Source organism: Rhodobacter sp. (assembly GCA_020637515.1).
Lineage (GTDB): Bacteria > Pseudomonadota > Alphaproteobacteria > Rhodobacterales > Rhodobacteraceae > Pararhodobacter.
Map to the genome: position 1 here is coordinate 2,731,378 of JACKKG010000001.1, position 18,473 is coordinate 2,749,850.

Below are 18,473 nucleotides of genomic sequence, written 5' to 3' on the forward strand. Positions count from 1 at the left end.
GTGTTGTGGCCCTTGGACCCCGCCCATGCGCGCCCAGGACCGAACACCCCCGCGCGCGCGCATCATCTTGTCCGAAATACGCACGGGGATTTTCAAGGGGGGCGTGCCCCCCTTGAAGCGGGGGTGCGGGGGCGGCAGCCCCCGCCCCTCACAGGATGCCGGGCAGGTCCAGCTGGTGCGCGCGCGCGCAGTCCAGCGCGATGTCGTAGCCCGCATCCGCGTGCCGCATCACGCCGGTCGCCGGGTCGTTCCACAACACCCGCGCCAACCGCTTGTCCGCAGCCTCGGTCCCGTCGCAGACGATGACCATTCCGGCGTGCTGGCTGAACCCCATACCGACCCCGCCGCCGTGATGCAGGCTGACCCAGGTCGCACCCGAGGCCGTGTTCAGCAGCGCGTTCAGCAAGGGCCAGTCCGACACCGCGTCCGATCCATCGCGCATCGCCTCCGTCTCGCGATTGGGCGAGGCGACCGAGCCGCTGTCCAGATGGTCGCGCCCGATCACCACCGGTGCCTTCAACTCGCCGCTGCGCACCATCGCGTTGAACGCAAGCCCCGCCTTGTGCCGCTCGCCCAGGCCGATCCAGCAGATGCGCGCCGGCAGCCCCTGAAAGGCGATCCGCTCGGCGGCCATGTCCAGCCAGCGGTGCAGATGGGCGTTGTCGGGGAACAACTCCTTCATCTTGGCGTCGGTCTTCGCGATATCCTCGGGGTCGCCCGACAGCGCGCACCAGCGAAACGGCCCGATCCCCTTGCAGAACAGCGGCCGGATATAGGCCGGAACGAAGCCGGGAAAGGCAAAGGCGTCGGTCAGCCCCTCGTCCAGCGCAACCTGGCGGATGTTGTTGCCATAGTCCAGCGTCGGCACCCCCGCCTTCCAGAACCCGACCATCGCGGCGACATGGGTTTTCATGCTGGCCCGCGCCGCGCGCTCGACGGCCTTGGGGTCGCTCTCCTGCTTCGCGCGCCATTCCGCCACACTCCAGCCCAGCGGCAGATAGCCGTGCACCGGATCGTGCGCGCTGGTCTGGTCGGTGACGATGTCGGGGCGCGGGCCGCCCGCTTGCATCCGGCGCAGGAGTTCCGGGAACACCTCGGCCGCATTGCCGATCAGCGCGACAGATTTCACCTCGCCCCGGGCGGTCCAGTCGGCGATCAGTGCCAAGGCCGCGTCCAGGCTGTGGGCCTTGGCGTCGCAATAGCGGGTGCGGATGCGGAAATCGGCGCGCGTCTCGTCGCATTCGACGGCCAGGCAGCAAGCCCCCGCCATGACCGCCGCCAGGGGTTGCGCGCCCCCCATGCCGCCCAGACCCGCCGTCAGGATCCATTTGCCGCGCAGATCGCCGCCGTAATGCTGGCGCCCGGCCTCGGCAAAGGTCTCGAACGTGCCCTGCACAATGCCCTGCGTGCCGATGTAGATCCAGGACCCGGCGGTCATCTGGCCATACATCATCAGCCCGGCCTTATCGAGCGCGTTGAAATGATCCCAGTTCGCCCAATGCGGCACCAGGTTGGAATTGGCGATCAACACGCGCGGCGCGTCGGCATGGGTGCGGAACACGCCCACCGGCTTGCCGGACTGCACCAGCAGGGTCTGGTCCTCGTCCAACCGCTTCAGGCTGTCCACGATCAGATCGAAGTCCTTCCAGGTTCGCGCCGCGCGGCCGATCCCGCCATAGACCACCAGCTCATGCGGGTTCTCGGCCACATCGGGGTGCAGATTGTTCATCAGCATCCGCATCGCAGCCTCGGTCTGCCAGCTTTTCGCGGTGATCGCGAGGCCGGTCGGGGGAAAGACATCGCGGGTGTTGTGTCGGGGGTCGGTCATGGCAAGGTCTCCTTCGTCAGGCGCGCAGCGTGGGTGCAAGGGCGCAAAGCCCGTTCAGAATGGTGCCGAGATGGCCGCGCAGCGGCGCGGCGCGGTCGGCATCATAGGCAAAGGGGGGCGCCTCGTGGCTGAGATGGGTGGCCTGCGCCAGTTCCATCTGCACCGCGTGAACGCCCTCGTCGGGCCGGCCATAATGGCGGGTGGTCCACCCGCCCTTGAACCGGCCGTCAAGGACCCAGCGGAACCCTTCGGCACGGGCACAGCACCCGGCGACCAGATCCGCGACCTGCGGGGCGCAGGCCGTGCCGCCCGCCGTGCCGATGTTGAAATCGGGCAGCCGGCCCTCGAACAGAAAGGGGATGTGCGAGCGGATCGAATGGCAGTCATAAAGGATCGCCACCCCGTGACGGGCGCGCACCCGCGCGATCTGCGCCGCAAGCGCCGCGTGATAGGGCGCGTGAAAGGTCTGGCGGCGCTCCTCGATCTCGGCCGGGGTCGGTGGCGCGGTCCAGATCGGCTGGCCGTCGAAATCGGTCTCGGGCACCAGGCCCGTGGTGTTCTGCCCGGGATAAAGGCTGGCCCCGTCGGGCGGACGATTCGCATCGATGACGTAGCGGTGAAAGGTGGCGCGCACGACGGTCGCGTCGGGCACCAACCCCGCATAGAGCCGGTCGATGTGCCAGTCGGTATCGGCCAGCACCTGGCCGCGCAGGTTGAGCCGCGCCAGGATCGCGGGCGGCAGCGCGGTGCCGGTGTGCGGCATGGCCAGGATCAGCGGGCTTGCGCCCTCCTGCACGACGACCGGCGTCATAGCGCGAACGCCAGTTCGGCGGCGTCGGCCAGCGCGTCCTGACGGACCATCTGCGCCGCGCGTTCGATCTCGGGCGCCAGATAGCGGTCCTCGGCCAGTGGCGGCACCTGCGACCGGATCGCGCCGACCACCGAGTCGAGGCGCGGCGCCGTGGTCAGCGGCGCGCGATACTCGATGCCCTGCGCGGCGCAAAGCGCCTCGACCCCCAGGATGCCGGCCAGGTTGGCCACCATCCGCTGCAACCGCCGCGCGCCGTGAGCCGCCATGCTGACGTGATCCTCCTGGTTGGCCGACGTGGGCGTGGAATCGGTGGAACAAGGCGTGGCCAGATGCTTGTTTTCGCTCATCAAGGCCGCGGTCGTCACCTCGGCGATCATGTAACCCGAATTGAGCCCGGGGGCCGGCGTCAGGAAAGGCGGCAGGTCATGGCTGAGGGTCGGATCGACCATCAGCGCGACGCGACGCTGCGCGATGGCGCCGATCTCGGCCAGGGCCAGAGCGATGATATCTGCTGCGAAAGCAACGGGTTCGGCGTGAAAGTTCCCACCGGAATAGATACCCTCGGCGGTTACCAGAGGATTGTCCGTGACCGCATTGGCCTCGGTTTCGAGGGTGGTTGCGGCGAAGCGCAGCAGATCGACGGCGGCGCCCAGAACCTGCGGCTGGCAGCGGATGCAATACGGATCCTGAACCCGCGTGTCGCCCTCGCGGTGGCTGTCACGAATGACTGACCCGTCCATCAGCGCGCGCATCGTCGCGGCGACCTCGATCTGGCCACGATGCCCGCGCAGGCTGTGTATCGCCGGTTGCAGGGGCGCCGTGGACCCCATGATCGCATCCGTGGACAGGCACCCCGTGACCAGCGCCGCGCGGGCAAGCCGCCAGGCATCGAACAGCCCGACCAGCGCCAGAGCGGTCGAGAACTGCGTGCCGTTGATCAGTGCCAGGCCTTCCTTGGGTCCCAGAACGATCGGCGCAATCCCCGCGCGTTCAAGGGCTTGCGCGCCAGAGATCCGCTGCCCCTCAAGCCAGGCCTCGCCTTCGCCGATCAACACGGCCGTCATGTGTGCCAGCGGCGCCAGATCGCCCGAGGCCCCGACCGATCCCTGCGACGGCACGACCGGCGTGACCCCCCGTGCCAACAGCGCCTCGATCGCCGCGATCACGGTCCAGCGCACGCCGGAAGCCCCGCGCCCAAGGCTGAGCAGTTTCAGCACCATCATCAACCGGGTGGTGGCCACGTCCAGCGCCTCGCCCACGCCGCAGCAATGGCTGAGGATCAGGTTGCGTTGCAGCCGCGCGGTATCGCCCGGAGCGATCTTGACCGAAGCCAGCTTGCCAAAGCCCGTGTTCACACCGTAAACCGCCACCCCGCCCGCGGCCGCGCGCGCGACGATCGCTTGCGCGGCCTCCACGGGGGCCCGGCAATCGTCTGAAAGACGAACGCCAACGCCCTGTCTGTAAACGGTTTCCAGTTGTTCCAGCGTCGTCGCGCCAGGGCTCAGTATCAGCATTCGCGCCCCTCGAAATAGCGGGTGAACAGCGGGTTGAAGCCGATCCGATAGGCCAGTTCGGCAGGGTCTTCGACACTCCAGACCGCCAGATCGGCGCGCATCCCGGCAGCAAGCCGCCCGGTATCGGCCAGACCCAGCGCCCGCGCGGCGTGATCGGTCACGCCGTGCAGGGCCTCGTCCGGGGTCAGGCGGAACAGGGTGCAGGCCATGTTCATCGCCAGCAACAGCGAGGTCAGCGGCGAACTGCCCGGGTTCGCGTCGGTGGCGATCGCCATCGGCACGCCCTGGGCCCGAAAGGCGGCGACGGGCGGTGCCTGGGTCTCGCGCAGGGCATAGAACGCGCCCGGCAGCAGCACCGCGACGGTGCCGGCGCGGGCCATGGCGCGGGCGTCCTCGTCGGTCGCGTATTCGAGATGATCGGCGCTGAGCGCCCCATGCCGCGCGGCCAGCGCGGCCCCGCCGCGATGCGACAGTTGTTCGGCGTGCAGTTTCACCGGCAATCCCAGCGCGCGGGCCTCGTCATAGACACGGGCGATCTGCGCGGTGTCAAAGGCGATCCCCTCGCAGAACCCGTCCACGGCATCGACCAGGCCCTGGGCATGGGCCGCGCGCAATGCAGGCAAACAAATGTCAGTCAAATATTTGTCTGGCATTCCTGCATACGCGGTGGGAATGGCGTGAGCCCCCAGAAAACTGGTCACCACGCGCACCGGGAACGCCTGCCCCAACCGTCTGGCCACGCGCAACATTTTCAATTCGGTGTCGCGGTCGAGCCCGTAACCCGACTTGATCTCGACGGTGCCGACGCCCTCGGCCAGAAGGGCCTCAAGACGGGGCACGGCCTGTGCATAAAGCGCGTCCTCGCTGGCGGCGCGGGTGGCCTTGACCGTCGAAACGATGCCGCCCCCCGCCCTGGCGATCTGTTCGTAGCTGGCACCTTCCAGCCGCAGCGCGAATTCGCGGGCGCGGTGCCCGCCGTGCACCAGATGCGTGTGGCAGTCAATCAGCGCGGGGGTCAGCACCCGCCCCTCGAGATCGCGACACGGCCCCGCGCAGGGCACCGCGTCGGCGGGCCCGACCCACAGGATCCGCCCATCCCGAATGGCCACGCCCCCCCTGTGGTCCCCGGGTCCGGGGGCAAGCCGGGCGTTGGTCAGAATGAGGTCAGCCGATTCCATCTTGCGATCCTTTGCTCTGGCGGTAATATGTATATACTTATTGGAACAGTCAACGGAGTTTTCGATGACGCGCATCCGGGCTGAACAGGCGCTGCTGACGACGGGCTGGGCGCGGGACGTGGCGGTGACGCTGGACGGCGCACGCATCGCCCGGATCGAACCCGACAGCGCCCCCCGCGCGGGGGACATCGCGGTCGGCGCCTTGTTGCCCGCACCGGCGAACCTGCATTCTCACGCCTTTCAGCGCGCCATGGCCGGCATGACCGAACGGCGCGGCCCATCGGACAGCGATTCCTTTTGGACCTGGCGGCAGCTCATGTTCCGCTTCCTGGACCAGCTCACCCCCGAGGACGTTCAAGCCATCGCGGCCTTCGTCCAGATGGAGATGCTCGAGGCCGGCTATGGCGCCTCGGTCGAGTTCCACTATCTTCATCACGCCCCCGGCGGGACACCCTATGCGGACCCGGCCGAAATGGCGGCGCGCGTGGTCCGTGCGGCGCAGGACAGCGGCATCGGGCTGACCTTGTTGCCGGTTCTCTACCAACAAGGGGGGTGCGACGGGCGCGCGCTGGGTCCCGGGCAGGTGCGATTCGGCAACACGCCCGACGGTTTCGCCCGTCTGGTCGAGGGCGCGGAAACGGCCCTCGGCGCCCTGCCCGACGACGCGCGGCTGGGGATCGCCCCGCACTCGTTGCGGGCCGTGACGCCCGAGGCCCTGGCCCTGTGCACCCGCCTGCGCCCCACGGCCCCGTTGCACATGCACCTGGCCGAACAGACCGCCGAAGTGGACGAAGTCCTTGCCTTTCTGGGCGCGCGGCCGGTGGAATGGTTGCTGGACCACGCCGCCGTCGATGACCGCTGGTGCCTGATCCACTGCACCCAGATGCAGCGGCCCGAGACGCTGGCGCTGGCCGCAACCCGCGCGGTGGCGGGCCTGTGCCCGATCACCGAAAGCTCGCTGGGCGACGGGATCTTCGACGGCGTCGCCTGGACCCGCGCGCAAGGCCGGTTCGGCATCGGCTCGGACAGCAACATCCGCATCACCCTGTCCGAGGAATTGCGCACCCTGGACCATTCCCAACGCCTGCGCGACCGGGTGCGCGCAGCCCTGGCGACGCCCACGCAATCGACGGGGCGGGTCCTGTTGCAGGGCGCGGCCCTGGGCGGCGCGCAGGCCGCGGGGCGGGACAGCGGCACCCTGGCCGAGGGGCGACTGGCCGACATGCTGGCGCTGGACACCGGGCGGGTTGACCTCGAGGGGCGAACGGGCGATGCCTTGCTGGACGCGTGGATCTTTGCCGGCGACGACCGCGCCGTGGCCGAGGTCTGGTCGGCCGGCCGTCATCTGGTGCGCGCCGGTCGCCATGTCGCGCGCGACAGGATCGAGACGGGCTATCGCGCGGTGGTGCGACGCTTGCAGGGGGTATGATGGCGATCACCGGCTGGCAGGCCGCGCGGGACGAGGCGTTGCGACGCATCCGCGCGCGCGACTGGCCGCCCGGCAGCCGCATCCCCGACGAGGCCGACCTGGCCGCCGAATGGGGGGTCGCTCGGGCGACCGTGAACCGCGCGCTCAGAGACCTGGCCGACGCGGGCTACCTGGACCGCAGGCGCAAAGGCGGGACACGGGTGCCGGTCACCCCGGTGCGCATGGCGACCTTCGCCATTTCCATCATCCGCCACGACATCGAGGCGCGCGGCCAGGTGCCCGGCTACCGGCTGCTGTCCGACCGGATCGCGCCGGTGCCCGAGGCGCTGCACGCGCAGCTGGGCGCCGGGGCGATGCGGCACGTGGTGGCCCTGCATACGGCCGACGGCGCGCCCTTTTGCCTCGAGGATCGCTGGCTGGCCCCCCGCATCGCCGAGGGCATCCGCTTCGACACGCTCAGCGCCAACGAATGGCTGGTCGGCAATGTCAGCTTCGCCGAGGGCACGCTGGCCTTTCACGCCATCGCCGCGGACGATGCGCTGGTCCGCGCGCTGGCCTGTGCGCCGGGCGCCGCATTGCTGGCGCTGGACCGCGAAACCCGCGATCTGGCGCCGATCACCTGGGTGCGGCTGGTCTATGCCCCGGGCTACCGCATGGAAACCGGGCTATAGCGCCGGCGCGCCCTTCAACACCAGCGGCAGGCCGGCCGCGACAAAGACCACATGATCCGCCCGCGCCGCGATCTGTTGATTGAGGCGCCCTGCCGAATCGCGAAACCGTCGCGCCAGCGCGTTGTCGGGCACGATCCCCAGCCCCGTTTCATTGGCCACCAGGACCGTGTCCCCCGCCCGGTCGAGCGCAGCCAGCAAGGCCCGGGTCGCGCTTTCGATATCCGCCTCGCCCAGCAGAAGGTTGGTCAGCCAAAGCGTCAGGCAATCCACCAGGACCGGCGCCGTTTCGGGCACGGCGGCCAGTGCCGCGGGCATCGCCAGCGGGGATTCGACGGTGTGCCAGCCCTGTCCCGCGCGATCCGCGCGGTGCTGTTCGATGCGCGCGCGCATCTCGTCGTCCCAGGCCTGCGCGGTCGCCAGATAGACGGGTGCCGGACCGGACGCCCGTGTCAGGCGCTCGGCCAGCGCGCTCTTGCCCGACCGGGCGCCGCCCAGAACCAGCGTCACGCTCATGGCCAGTCCACCGTCACCCAGGTGCCGAAGGCGGTCTCGGCCCGCCAGCCGTCGCCCTCGCCGGTTGCCACGCGCGCCGCCTTGATGATCCCGGCGTGCGTCACCACCAGCGCCGGTCGCGGCCCCGTCGCCGCCATGTCAAGCGCACGCCGCGCGCGCGCCGCCAACTGCCGGACGCTTTCCCCGCCATGAGGCCGCGCATCCAGGAAATCCTCGGACCAGGCGTCGATCTCGGCGCGCGGGATGCGGTCCCAGGGGTGGTTTTCCCAGCGGCCAAAGTCCATTTCGATCAGATCGGGCAGCACCTGCACGGGCAGATCGCGCGCCGCACCGATGGCTTGGGCCAGCCTGAGACAGCGCGACAGCGGCGATGAAACGATCCGCGCGACCGCCGGCAAGCCCGCGGCGATCGCCGCCGTTTCCTGCGCGAACCCCTCGGCCAGCGGCAGGTCGGTGCGCCCGTAGCAGACGCCGCTGGCGCCCTCGGGCCGGGTGTGGCGCAAAAGGATCAAGGCCATGCCAGCCAGCCCAGCAGAAACCCCAGATCGCCCAGCACCTGCGCCGCCCCCAGGATATCCCCGGTCAGCCCACCCAGCCGTCGGATCGCCCAGCCGCGCAGGACCAGCATCGCCAGCACCAGGCCCAGAAGCGCCGGCGCGAGGGCCCATCCGCCGCTCCACAGGGTGAGCGCCGCCGCCGCCAGCGCCGCCAGCGCCAGGGGCCAGGCGCCCGCGCCCAGCGGGCCGGTCATGCCGCTGCCCGTGCCCTGGGCCCGCAGGTAGGGACCGCGCCGCAACATCAGCGTCATGCCCGCGCGGCTCAGCCCCTGCCCCGCGATCATCGCCGCCGGCGCCAGCGGACCCAGCGCGACCAGCGCCGCGATGCGCGCGCCCAGCACCAGCGCCAGCGCCAGCGTTCCGAAACTGCCGATGCGACTGTCGCGCATGATCTCCATCGCGCGCTCTGCCGGCCGCCCCGAGCCCAGCCCGTCAAAGGCATCCGCGAGCCCGTCCTCGTGCAGCGCGCCGGTGATCATAAGCATCGCCGCGACGGCGGCCAGCGCAGCCAGCACCGGGGGCCAGATCGCGGCCGCCAGCCACCAGACGCCCGCGCCCGCGGCCCCGATGACCAGCCCGGCGGCGGCGAACCATCCCGGCGCGCGTGCGAAATCCCCGGCCTCGAGTCGCCCAACGGGCAGCCGGGTCAGGAAGGTCAGCGCGGCGCGAAAGGCGCGCATCGCTCAGTCCCGGTTCGAGACGCCCGCCGCCTCGAAGCTGGCCATGTCCGACATCATGGCTGCCGCCGCCTTGAGCAACGGCCAGGCCAGAAGCGCGCCGGTGCCCTCGCCCAGACGCATGTCCAGGTCCAGAAGCGGCGTCGCGCCGAGATGCGCCAGCAGGACCCGGTGGCCGGATTCGTGCGAGCGGTGTGCAAAGACCATCGCCGCGCGGCAGCCGGGTTCGAGCGCGCAGGCCAGCGTCGCCGCCGCGGTGGCGATGAAGCCGTCCACCATGACGATCCGGCCCGCGTGCGCGGTTTCCAGCATCGCCCCGGCCATCATGACGATTTCGAACCCGCCGTATTCGGCCATCGCCTGCGCGGGCGACAAGGCGCCGGTTCGGCCACAGGCGCGTTCCAGAACCGCCAGTTTGTGACGCACCCCTGCGTCGTCCAGGCCGGTGCCGCGCCCGACCAGATCGATCAGCGGCAGCCCCGTCAGCTTGTGCGCCAGCGCCGCGGCCGTGGCCGTGTTGGCGATCCCCATTTCGCCAAATGCCAGCGCCTCGCCGAGGGCCTTGCGTGCGATGTCCGCGCCGTGATCCAGGCAGGCCTGCGCCTGCGCCGCACTCATCGCCGGGCCGTCCAGGAAGTTCGCGGTGCCCGCCCCAACCCGCCGGTCGATCAGGTCCGGATGGGCGATCGGCGCCCCGGCAACGCCCGCATCGACCACCTGCAACCCGACGCCGTTCACCCGCGCAAAGACGTTGGCCGCCGCGCCTCCGGACAGGAAGTTCAGCACCATCTGCCCTGTCACGACCTGCGGAAAGGTCGAGACGCCGGCGTCGGCGATCCCGTGGTCGGCCGCGAAGATGGTGAGCGTGCAGACCGACATCACCGGCGCGGTCGTGCCCTGCACCAGCGCGATCTGTTCCGCCAGCTGCTCGATTCGCCCCAGCGCGCCGAGCGGCTTGGTCTTGGTGTCGATGGTATGGCGAATGCGGGCGGCAAGACTGTCGGTCACGGGTTCTGTCCTCAGGGGCGGCGGGCTCGCGACCTTCCTAACAGCCCGAGGGACGGTTGCAAGCGCCGCAGGCGACGCCCCGAGGCCGCGATACGACCGCGAGGAACCCGGAAACCCGGGGCGCTCCGGTGCGAAACCCGGCACCGGCCAGCGCGTCAGACGACCAGTTGCGCCTCGATCGTCTCGCTGAGTTCGTGCAGCGAGAATGGCTTGCCCAGAAAACGCGCGCGCGGAATGCGCACCAGCGCGGCGTTCAGCGCATCCTCGGTATAGCCCGAAACGAAGACCACCGGCGTTCCCGGGCGGGTCCGCAGCGCCTGCGTCACCCACCCCGGGCCGTCGATTCCCGGCATGATGACATCGGTCACGAACAGATCGACCCGCACCGCGGGGTTTTCCAGAAACTCCAGCGCCTGTTCGCCGTCTTGCGCCTCGAACACCTGATAGCCCTGCAGGCGTAGGGCCCGTGCGGCAAAGGCGCGCACCGGGGCCTCGTCCTCGACCAGGAGGATCGAACCGCCGCGCGAGGGCGCCGCCAATGGCGGGACCGGGACGGTTTCGGATCGCGGCGCCGGTTTCGCCGGGCTCGCGGGCAGCGCCGCCGCCCCGGGCGGCACGGACCGCCCCGGGACCGTGTCGCCCGCCGCCTCGACCGCGAAATACAGCGTAAAGGTGGTCCCCGCCCCCTCGACGCTGTCGCAAAAGATATAGCCGCCCATCTGCTTGACGATGCCATAGGCGGTGGACAGACCCAGGCCGGTCCCCTCGCCCAGTCGCTTGGTGGTGAAAAACGGCTCGAAGATCTTGTCGATGATGTCCGCGGGGATGCCGATCCCCTGATCGACCACGCGGATCAGCGCGTAGTCACCGGGCGGCACCCGGGCGCGGCCGTGTTCGAGTTCGGCGTCCAGATGCCGCGCCTCGGTCTCGAGACTGATCGTCCCGCCCATCGGCATCGCGTCGCGGGCGTTGACGACCAGGTTCATGATGACTTGCTCAAGCTGCCGCCGATCCGCCCGGATCGCGCCCAGATTGGCAGCGTTGGTCAGCGACAGGGTGATCCGCTCACCGACCAGCCGGGTCAGCAGATGCGTCAGATCCTCGAGCATGGATTCCAGCGTCATCACCTCGGGCTTGAGGGTCTGCTTGCGCGAAAAGGCCAGCAACTGCCGCACCAGGGCGGCGGCGCGGTTGGCGTTCTGGTGGATCTGCAACAGGTCGTTATAGTCGGGATCGAAGCGGTCGCGGTTCAACAACAACAGGTCGCAATGGCCTGAGATCGCGGTCAACAGGTTGTTGAAATCATGGGCGATTCCGCCCGCCAACTGGCCGATGGCCTGCATCTTCTGGCTTTGCACAAAGCGCGCTTCCAACGACTTCAGCTCGGTCGCGTCCGAGATCACGGCGACCAAAGATCCCGGCGCGCGGGTGGGTCCCGGAGCGCGGCGCAGGATGATCTGCACATAGGTCTCCTGCCCGGTCAGCGCGGCGCGCAGAACCTCGGGGCGTCCCAGCGCGCGCCCGGCGCGGGCGTCGTCCAGCCAGTCGGCGACCGGGCGCCCAAGCCCTTCGACCACCTCCCAGAAAAAGCGGGTTTCGCCCGCCACCAGCCCCAGCAGCCCGCGTGCCAGCCGGTTCGTGCCCTGGATGCGCCCCTCGGGATCGATCTGGACCAGCGCCACGGGGATGTCGCTGGCGTCCGGATCAAAGCCGTCCGCGCTGGCCGGTCGGGAGGTGCCGAGGGGCGGCAACAACAGGATGTCCTCGCTTCCGTCGCGGGCGGGCACGTGCAACGGTTGCACCTGGGTGCCGTCGGGCAAGGACAGCAGCTCGCCCGAACCGGCACGGGTCGCGGCCTCGGCCCACAGGTCGGTCAGGTCGCCCTGCGCCCCCAGGGCACGCGCCTCGGGGTTGGCGCTCGGCCCGCAGGCACCCCGGGTCAGCGCCGGCAGGCCCAGGGCGTCGAGCCCGCGCGCACCGCCGCGCGCGATCGGCGAAAAGCGCCAGACAAAAAGCGCCGCGCCCCGGTCGGCGGGGTGCAGGGACAGGCGCAAGCCGCTGTCCTTGCGCCAGAATTCCCGGCGGACATGGCCAACGCGCAGGGCTTCGGCCAAAAGTGCGGCGGCGACCGAGTCGGCATCGACACACCAGGACGCCAGTCGCGCCGAAAGACCGGTTCCCGCGGCCCCCGACGCTGAACCTGCGCCGCTGGCGGCCAGGTTGGCGGCCAGCACCAGGCCCTGCGAATCGGTCACCAGAACAGGATCGGGATCGCCGGCCAGCGCCTGCGCCAGCACGGCGCTGACCCGGCCCTGCCGACGCCGCGCGCGCCAGCCGATCGCCAGCGCCGCCGTGCCCAGCACCAGCGCCGTCGCGCCCGCAACCGCCGTCACCAGCGCCGGCACGGGTTGGCCGAACCGCGCCGCAATCGCCGTCAAAACAAGGATCGCGGCGCCGGCCAGCACCAGCAGACCGCCCCGCGGGGCAAGCCGCAGAAGCGGCGCCATCAGCGGCGGGCGCACTGCGGCGAGGGGCAACGCGAGGCTGTCACGCATCGAATCGGGTGGGGTCCTGGCGGCTTGCACGAGCATCTCTTGACTGTCGCCCCAAGGGGTTAAGGGGCGGTTAAGGCCCACGTTACCACCACAGGTTGAATTGACAAGAGCGCCGCGCGTCAGGGTCGATGAAGCAGGGCCAGAAAAAACCCGTCGCCCCCGTCGCACGGGGACCAGCGGTGTTGCGCGTTCAGGCGCCAATCGGGGTGACGCGAAAGAAAGGCCGCGACGCGGTCCTCGTTCTCGGGGCGCAGCAGCGAACAGGTTGCATAGCCCAGCACGCCCCCCGGCGCGGTGAGCGCGGCGCAGGCGTCGAGGATGCTGTCCTGCACCGCGCAAAGCGCCTGTAACCGTTCGGCGGAAAAGGCCCATTTGGCGTCGGGGGCGCGTCGCCAACTGCCCGATCCCGAGCAGGGTGCGTCCGCCAGAATCGCGGGCCAGCGCCCCGAGGCCGCACCCTCCAGCACCCGCACCCGCGCCCCGGCGCGCCCGGCGCGCGCCGGCAGATCGACCATGCGGCGCGGTGCGGCGTCATGGGCGGTGACCGCGCGCCCCGCGGCCGCCAACGCCAGCGCCTTGCCGCCACCGCCGGCGCAATAGTCCAGCACGGGCCCGGCGGGCGCGGCGTCCAGGAACCGCTCGGCCACGGCCTGGCTGGCGGCGTCCTGCATCTCGATCCGGCCCTGGGCAAAGGCGGGCGTGGTGCGCAGACGGCGGGCGTTGGCGGTGATTTCCAGCGCCCAGGCGGACAAGGGATGCAGCCGGGCGGCGATGCCCTGATCGGCCAGTTCGGCGATCACGCCGGCCACGTCGGCGGCGGCGCGGTTCACCCGCACGAACACCGGCGCGCGTTCGCGCATCAGGGACAACACCGCATCCGTCGCCGGACCAAGCGCGGCGTCGAACGCCGGCAGCAGCCACTCCGGACAATCGAGCGCCACCGCGCGCGGCAATTCCGGCGCCGGCGCGCCCAGGCGCGCGGTCTCGTCGGGCGTCAGGGGCGCGGGCGCGTGGCCGTCGCCGGTCCAGTCCTGGGGGGGCGCGCCGTCCATCCGCGCCAGGCCCAGCAGCAAGGCGCGCCCCGTCTCGGCCCCGCCGAGCGCGGCGGCCGAACGCCGCTGGCGCACCGCGCGAAACACGAGGTCGCGCACGGCCTCGCGGTCGCCGGACCCGGCATACCGGCTGGCGCGGGCCCATTGGGTCAACGCGGCTTCGACGGGTTGGCCCGACAGCCAGTGGTCGAGGATGGCAAGGGCGGCGGCCTGGCGGGCGGCTGGGGTCATGGGGCCTCTCGGGGTTTGTGCCGGTTTGGCGGAAGGGCGCAGCGATGGCAAGGGGGCGGCAGGCCGGGGACCAAGAGGCATTGCCGCGGCGCGGGCGTTGCGGCAGGGTATGGCAAAATCCGGAGCCCCACGCATGCCGTTGAACCCCGCCTTTGCCGCCACCTTTGCGCCCCCCGTGATGGAGGCGCGCCGCTGGCTGACCGAAACCCCCTTGCCCGAGGGGCTGCCCCTGCTGAACCTGTCGCAAGCGGCCCCCGTCGATCCCCCACCCGCGCCGCTGCGCGCGGCGATGGCCCGGGCGATCGAACAGGACCCGTCGATCCACCTCTATTCCCCGGTGCTGGGCAATCCGGCGCTGCGGGCACGGCTTGCGGCGCGGATCGCGGCGCTTTACGGCGGGACCGTCGGGGCCGACCAGGTGGCGCTGACCTCGGGCTGCAACCAGGCCTTTTGCGCGGCTGTCGCCGTTCTGGCGGCCGCGGGGGATCAGGTGATCCTGCCGGTGCCGTGGTATTTCAACCATGCGATGTGGCTCAGCTTGTCGGGGATCGAGGCCGTGCCCCTGCCGACCGGCGCCGACCTGCTGCCGGACCCAGACCAGGCGGCGGCGCTGATCACGCCGCGCACCCGCGCCATCGCGCTGGTCACGCCGAACAACCCCGGCGGGGTCGAGTATCCGCCCGCGCTGCTCGAGGCCTTTGCCGCCCTGGCCGCGCGCCACAAGATCGCGCTGATCGTGGACGAGACCTACCGCGACTTTCACACCCGTGACGGCGCCCCCCACACGCTGTTCACCAATCCCGACTGGGACGAAACACTGATTCATCTCTACAGCTTTTCAAAGGCTTACCGCCTGACGGGGCACCGCGTCGGCGCGATCGCCGCCGCCCCCGCACGGCTGGCCGAGATCGAGAAGTTCCTCGACACCGTGACGATCTGCGTCTCGGGGCCCGGGCAGATGGCCGCGCTATGGGGGCTGGAGAACCTTGAGGACTGGCTGGCCGGCGAACGGCTCGAAATCCTGCGGCGGCGCGCGGCGATGATCGCGGGGTTCCAGCGGCTGGACGGCTGGGAACTGCTGGGCTGCGGCGCCTATTTCGCCTATGCCCGCCACCCGTTCGACGCCCCCTCGCCGCAGGTCGCCAGGCGCCTGCTGGCCGAGGCCGGCGTGCTGATGTTGCCGGGCACGATGTTCCGCCCCCAGGGCGACCCGGCCGGCGCGCGCGAGATGCGCATCGCCTTCGCCAACGCGGACACCACCGAAATCGGCGATCTGATGACCCGCCTCGGCCGTGTCGGTCAGGCGGTCACGTCGTAATCGTAGATCCAGCGATAGCGCCCCAGCGCCGCCCCGGGCGCCAGGGCCGAGGCCAACCGCAACGCCCCGTGCGCCAGCGGCGCAAGCGGGCCGCGCAGGTGATAGTTGCGCGCGTTCGCGTTGGCCTTGGCAACGATCGCGCGAACCCGTGGCGCGCGGTCGGTGGCGTAGCGGCGCAGAGCGGCGGCGGGGGCGTCGGGACTGGCGGCCAGGTTGCGCGCCAGGCTGAACGCATCTTCCAGCGCCATGTTCGCCCCTTGCGCCATGAATGGCAGCGTCGGATGGGCGGCATCGCCCAACAGCGCCGCCCGCCCCTGCCCGTCGGTCCATTGCCCGGCGACCGGGTGGCGAAACAGGCCCCACAGATACACCGCGCGCACCTGGTCCAGCCAACCGCGCACCGGCCCGCCGAATCCGGCAAAGACCTCGCGCAGGTTGTCGGGATCGTCGGGATGGTTCCAGCCCTCGGCCGCCCAGGCCGTGCGTTCCTGCACCGCGACAATGTTGCGCAGCGCACCGCCCCTGAGCGGATAGCTGACCAGATGCCGGCCCGGCCCCATGAACACCTGCGCCACCGGCGCGCCGCCATCCCCGGGGATCAGCGCGCGCCAGGCGACCTGCCCGGTAAAAAAGGGCTCTGCCCCGCCGTCGAGCACCCTGCGCAACACCGAGTGCAACCCGTCCGCACCGATCAGAAGCGGCGTGTGATGGGTCGAACCGACGGCGGTGACGACCTCGGCCCCCTGCGGCGTCAGGGCAACCTCGCGCACGCTTTGCAACAGTTGCACATGGGCCTCGGCGCGACGCGCGGCGCGTTCGAGCGCGCCGACCAGATCGGCGCGGTGGCACAGATAGAACCCGGGGGACTGCGGCAGGTCCAGCCGCGTGACCAGCCGCCCCTCGCGGTCGCGCAATTCGACCGCCGCGCTGGGATCCCCGGCCTCGGCCGGGTCGATCCCCAGCGCGCGCAGCACGCGCACGCCGTTGGGGCTGATCTGCAACCCCGCGCCGACCTCGGCGATGGCGGGGGCCTGTTCCAGGATGTCCACGCCAGCCCCGAAGTGCCGCAACGCGCAGGCGGCGGTCAGCCCCGCCACGCCGGCGCCCAGAACCAGCGCCCGGCGCCCGGCAAGGGCATCGCGCGCGGTCATGCTCATCGCCTCAGTCGTCGCGGTGGACGCGTTCGCTGCGTTCGTGGCGCTCTTGCGCCTCGAGCGTCATGGTCGCGATCGGCCGCGCATCGAGCCGCTTCAACGAGATCGGCTCGCCGGTCATCTCGCAATAGCCGAACTCGCCATTGTCGATCCGGCGCAGCGCCGAGTCGATCTTGGCCACCAGCTTGCGTTGCCGGTCCCGGGTGCGCAGTTCCAGCGCGCGGTCGGTTTCTTCCGAGGCCCGGTCGGCCATGTCGGGCAGGTTGCGCGTCGAATTCGCCAGATCCGCCAGCGTTTCCTTGCTGTCCTCAAGCAGCTCTTCCTTCCAGGAGAGCAGCTTTCGGCGGAAATACTCGAGCTGACGATCGTTCATGAACGGCTCGTCTTCGGCGGGCTTGTAGTCATCGGGCAGAAAGGTTTCGGGTTTCATCGACGTGTCCCCTGTTTGTCTGGGGGTTGCGGCTGCCGATTCGACAGTGGCATGCTTGATCGTCATCCTGGCCCCCTTTGGGTGGCCCATTACCCCATAGCTGGGGGAATGTCACGGGGCAAACGGCAGGTTTCGTGGCGCCGCGCCCTTCACTTTTTCCCCCGCCTTCCCCCGCCTTCCCTCCGGGGCACGGCGCCTTGCGGGCCGACCGGCGCGCGGATAGGCTCGCGGCCGACAGAATTCCGGGATGACCTTCATGCGCTTTGCCTCGACCGAGACCTATATCGCCACCGACGACCTGACGATGGCGGTGAACGCCGCCGTGACGCTGGAACGCCCGCTGCTGGTCAAGGGCGAGCCCGGCACCGGCAAGACCGAGCTGGCGCGCCAGGTGGCCGCCGCGCTGGGGCTCGACATCATCGAGTGGAACGTGAAATCCACCACCCGCGCGCAGCAGGGCCTCTACGAATACGACGCCGTCAGCCGGCTGCGCGACAGCCAGCTGGGCGACGACCGCGTGCACGACGTGCGCAACTACATCCGCAAGGGCAAGCTCTGGCAGGCCTTCGAGGCCGACCGCAAGCTTGTCCTGCTGATCGACGAGGTGGACAAGGCCGACATCGAATTCCCCAACGACCTGTTGCAGGAACTCGACCGGATGGAGTTCTTCGTCTACGAGACCGGCGAGACGATCCGCGCCCGCCACCGGCCGATCGTCATCATCACCTCGAACAACGAAAAGGAACTGCCCGACGCGTTCCTTCGGCGCTGCTTTTTCCACTTCATCCGCTTCCCCGACGCCGAGACCCTCTCGCGGATCGTCAAGGTCCACCACCCGGGCATCAAGGAATCGCTGCTCTCCACCGCGCTGACCCAGTTCTTCGAACTGCGCGAAACCCCGGGGCTGAAAAAGAAACCCTCGACCTCCGAGATGCTCGACTGGCTGAAACTGCTGCTGGCCGAAGACCTCACCCCTGAGGACCTGAAGCGCGACGGCGTCAATGCCTTGCCGAAACTGCACGGCGCGCTGCTCAAGAACGAGCAGGACGTGCATCTGTTCGAGCGGCTGGCCTTCATGGCGCGGCGCCAGCAGGGCCATCGGTGACACAATCGCCGCACCCGCCCGGCGCGCATCTCCTCCTCGACCTCTACGGGGGCCGCGACCTCGATCACCCCGCGCGGCTGGAAACGGTGCTGCGGCAGGCCGCCCTGGCCGCCGGCGCTCGCGTGCTCGAGGCCCGCTTCCACCACTTCGGCGATACCGGCGGCGTGACCGGCGTGGTGCTGTTGGCGGAATCGCATATCACGATCCACACCTGGCCCGAAATCGGCTTCGCCGCCGTCGATGTGTTCGTGTGCGGCGACGCCTTGCCCGAACGGGCCTGCGACCACATCGAAGCCGCCCTCGCGCCGACCCGGGCGATCCGCACCCGCATCGCGCGCGGCACCCGTCAGGACTGAACCGCCCCATCATCTTGTCCCCAATACGCACGGGGATTTTCAAGGGGGGCGTGCCCCCCTTGAAGCAGGGGGTGGGGGGGCGGCAG

Annotated in this window: 17 protein-coding genes; 5 read left to right on the plus strand and 12 right to left on the minus strand. The window is 70.3% G+C overall.

Translation table 11 applies throughout. The features are described 5' to 3' along the window. Positions 1 to 148 precede the first annotated feature (148 nt). From H6900_13410 to H6900_13425, 4 genes are read right to left on the minus strand one after another with little or no spacing between them, the layout of a single operon-like run. On the minus strand, positions 149 to 1,828 hold the full coding sequence (locus H6900_13410) for a urocanate hydratase (protein ID MCC0074275.1): 1,680 nt from the start codon (positions 1,826 to 1,828) through the stop codon (positions 149 to 151). A 16-nt stretch (positions 1,829 to 1,844) separates the two neighbouring features. After that, positions 1,845 to 2,639, minus strand: a complete 795-nt coding sequence (hutG, locus tag H6900_13415; GenBank protein ID MCC0074276.1) for an N-formylglutamate deformylase — start codon at positions 2,637 to 2,639, stop codon at positions 1,845 to 1,847. Further along, the gene (gene hutH, locus H6900_13420) at positions 2,636 to 4,153 is read right to left on the minus strand and encodes a histidine ammonia-lyase (protein ID MCC0074277.1); all 1,518 of its coding nucleotides are present in this window, start codon (positions 4,151 to 4,153) and stop codon (positions 2,636 to 2,638) included. Before hutH ends, hutG begins: the two co-directional genes overlap by 4 nt. After that, a complete protein-coding gene (locus H6900_13425) occupies positions 4,147 to 5,331 on the minus strand; it encodes an imidazolonepropionase (protein MCC0074278.1) in 1,185 nt (394 codons plus the stop codon). Before H6900_13425 ends, hutH begins: the two co-directional genes overlap by 7 nt. Before the next feature lie 64 nt (positions 5,332 to 5,395). Here H6900_13425 and H6900_13430 point away from each other — a divergent pair, with 64 nt between their 5' ends. Further along, on the plus strand, positions 5,396 to 6,760 hold the full coding sequence (locus H6900_13430) for a formimidoylglutamate deiminase (GenBank protein MCC0074279.1): 1,365 nt from the start codon (positions 5,396 to 5,398) through the stop codon (positions 6,758 to 6,760). Continuing rightward, complete coding sequence (locus tag H6900_13435) at positions 6,757 to 7,431, plus strand: UTRA domain-containing protein (GenBank protein MCC0074280.1); 675 nt, start codon at positions 6,757 to 6,759, stop codon at positions 7,429 to 7,431. The genes H6900_13430 and H6900_13435 overlap by 4 nt, the downstream gene beginning before the upstream one ends. On the opposite strand, the gene cobU is transcribed toward H6900_13435, so the two are convergent. The 6 genes from cobU to H6900_13465 all read right to left on the minus strand — a co-directional run bounded on the left by cobU (position 7,426) and on the right by H6900_13465 (position 14,024). Next, positions 7,426 to 7,944 (minus strand): bifunctional adenosylcobinamide kinase/adenosylcobinamide-phosphate guanylyltransferase, encoded by a 519-nt coding sequence (gene cobU, locus H6900_13440; GenBank protein ID MCC0074281.1) that lies wholly within the window; start codon positions 7,942 to 7,944, stop codon positions 7,426 to 7,428. The two genes, H6900_13435 and cobU, sit on opposite strands and share 6 nt — an antisense overlap. After that, positions 7,941 to 8,462: a histidine phosphatase family protein gene (locus H6900_13445; GenBank protein MCC0074282.1), complete on the minus strand. Its 522-nt coding sequence runs from the start codon at positions 8,460 to 8,462 to the stop codon at positions 7,941 to 7,943. The genes cobU and H6900_13445 overlap by 4 nt, the downstream gene beginning before the upstream one ends. After that, positions 8,453 to 9,181: an adenosylcobinamide-GDP ribazoletransferase gene (gene cobS, locus H6900_13450; protein MCC0074283.1), complete on the minus strand. Its 729-nt coding sequence runs from the start codon at positions 9,179 to 9,181 to the stop codon at positions 8,453 to 8,455. The genes H6900_13445 and cobS overlap by 10 nt, the downstream gene beginning before the upstream one ends. A gap of 3 nt (positions 9,182 to 9,184) precedes the next feature. Beyond that, positions 9,185 to 10,201 (minus strand): nicotinate-nucleotide--dimethylbenzimidazole phosphoribosyltransferase, encoded by a 1,017-nt coding sequence (cobT, locus tag H6900_13455; protein MCC0074284.1) that lies wholly within the window; start codon positions 10,199 to 10,201, stop codon positions 9,185 to 9,187. A 140-nt stretch (positions 10,202 to 10,341) separates the two neighbouring features. Next, on the minus strand, positions 10,342 to 12,693 hold the full coding sequence (locus H6900_13460; GenBank protein ID MCC0074285.1) for a response regulator: 2,352 nt from the start codon (positions 12,691 to 12,693) through the stop codon (positions 10,342 to 10,344). Between the two features lie 167 nt (positions 12,694 to 12,860). After that, entirely contained in the window at positions 12,861 to 14,024 is a 1,164-nt protein-coding gene (locus H6900_13465) for an RsmB/NOP family class I SAM-dependent RNA methyltransferase (GenBank protein MCC0074286.1), read from the minus strand. 133 nt (positions 14,025 to 14,157) lie between these two features. On the opposite strand from H6900_13465, the gene H6900_13470 reads away from it, so the two are divergent. Continuing rightward, complete coding sequence (locus tag H6900_13470; GenBank protein MCC0074287.1) at positions 14,158 to 15,342, plus strand: aminotransferase; 1,185 nt, start codon at positions 14,158 to 14,160, stop codon at positions 15,340 to 15,342. Here H6900_13470 and H6900_13475 read toward each other — a convergent pair. Next, positions 15,324 to 16,493, minus strand: a complete 1,170-nt coding sequence (locus H6900_13475; GenBank protein ID MCC0074288.1) for an FAD-dependent monooxygenase — start codon at positions 16,491 to 16,493, stop codon at positions 15,324 to 15,326. The two genes, H6900_13470 and H6900_13475, sit on opposite strands and share 19 nt — an antisense overlap. Positions 16,494 to 16,503: 10 nt before the next feature. Continuing rightward, positions 16,504 to 16,926: an RNA polymerase-binding protein DksA gene (gene dksA, locus H6900_13480; GenBank protein ID MCC0074289.1), complete on the minus strand. Its 423-nt coding sequence runs from the start codon at positions 16,924 to 16,926 to the stop codon at positions 16,504 to 16,506. Positions 16,927 to 17,182: 256 nt separating this feature from the next. Here dksA and H6900_13485 point away from each other — a divergent pair, with 256 nt between their 5' ends. Both H6900_13485 and speD read left to right on the plus strand, forming a co-directional pair. Continuing rightward, on the plus strand, positions 17,183 to 18,031 hold the full coding sequence (locus H6900_13485; GenBank protein MCC0074290.1) for a MoxR family ATPase: 849 nt from the start codon (positions 17,183 to 17,185) through the stop codon (positions 18,029 to 18,031). Continuing rightward, positions 18,028 to 18,387, plus strand: a complete 360-nt coding sequence (gene speD, locus H6900_13490) for an adenosylmethionine decarboxylase (GenBank protein MCC0074291.1) — start codon at positions 18,028 to 18,030, stop codon at positions 18,385 to 18,387. The genes H6900_13485 and speD overlap by 4 nt, the downstream gene beginning before the upstream one ends. Positions 18,388 to 18,473: the final 86 nt, after the last annotated feature.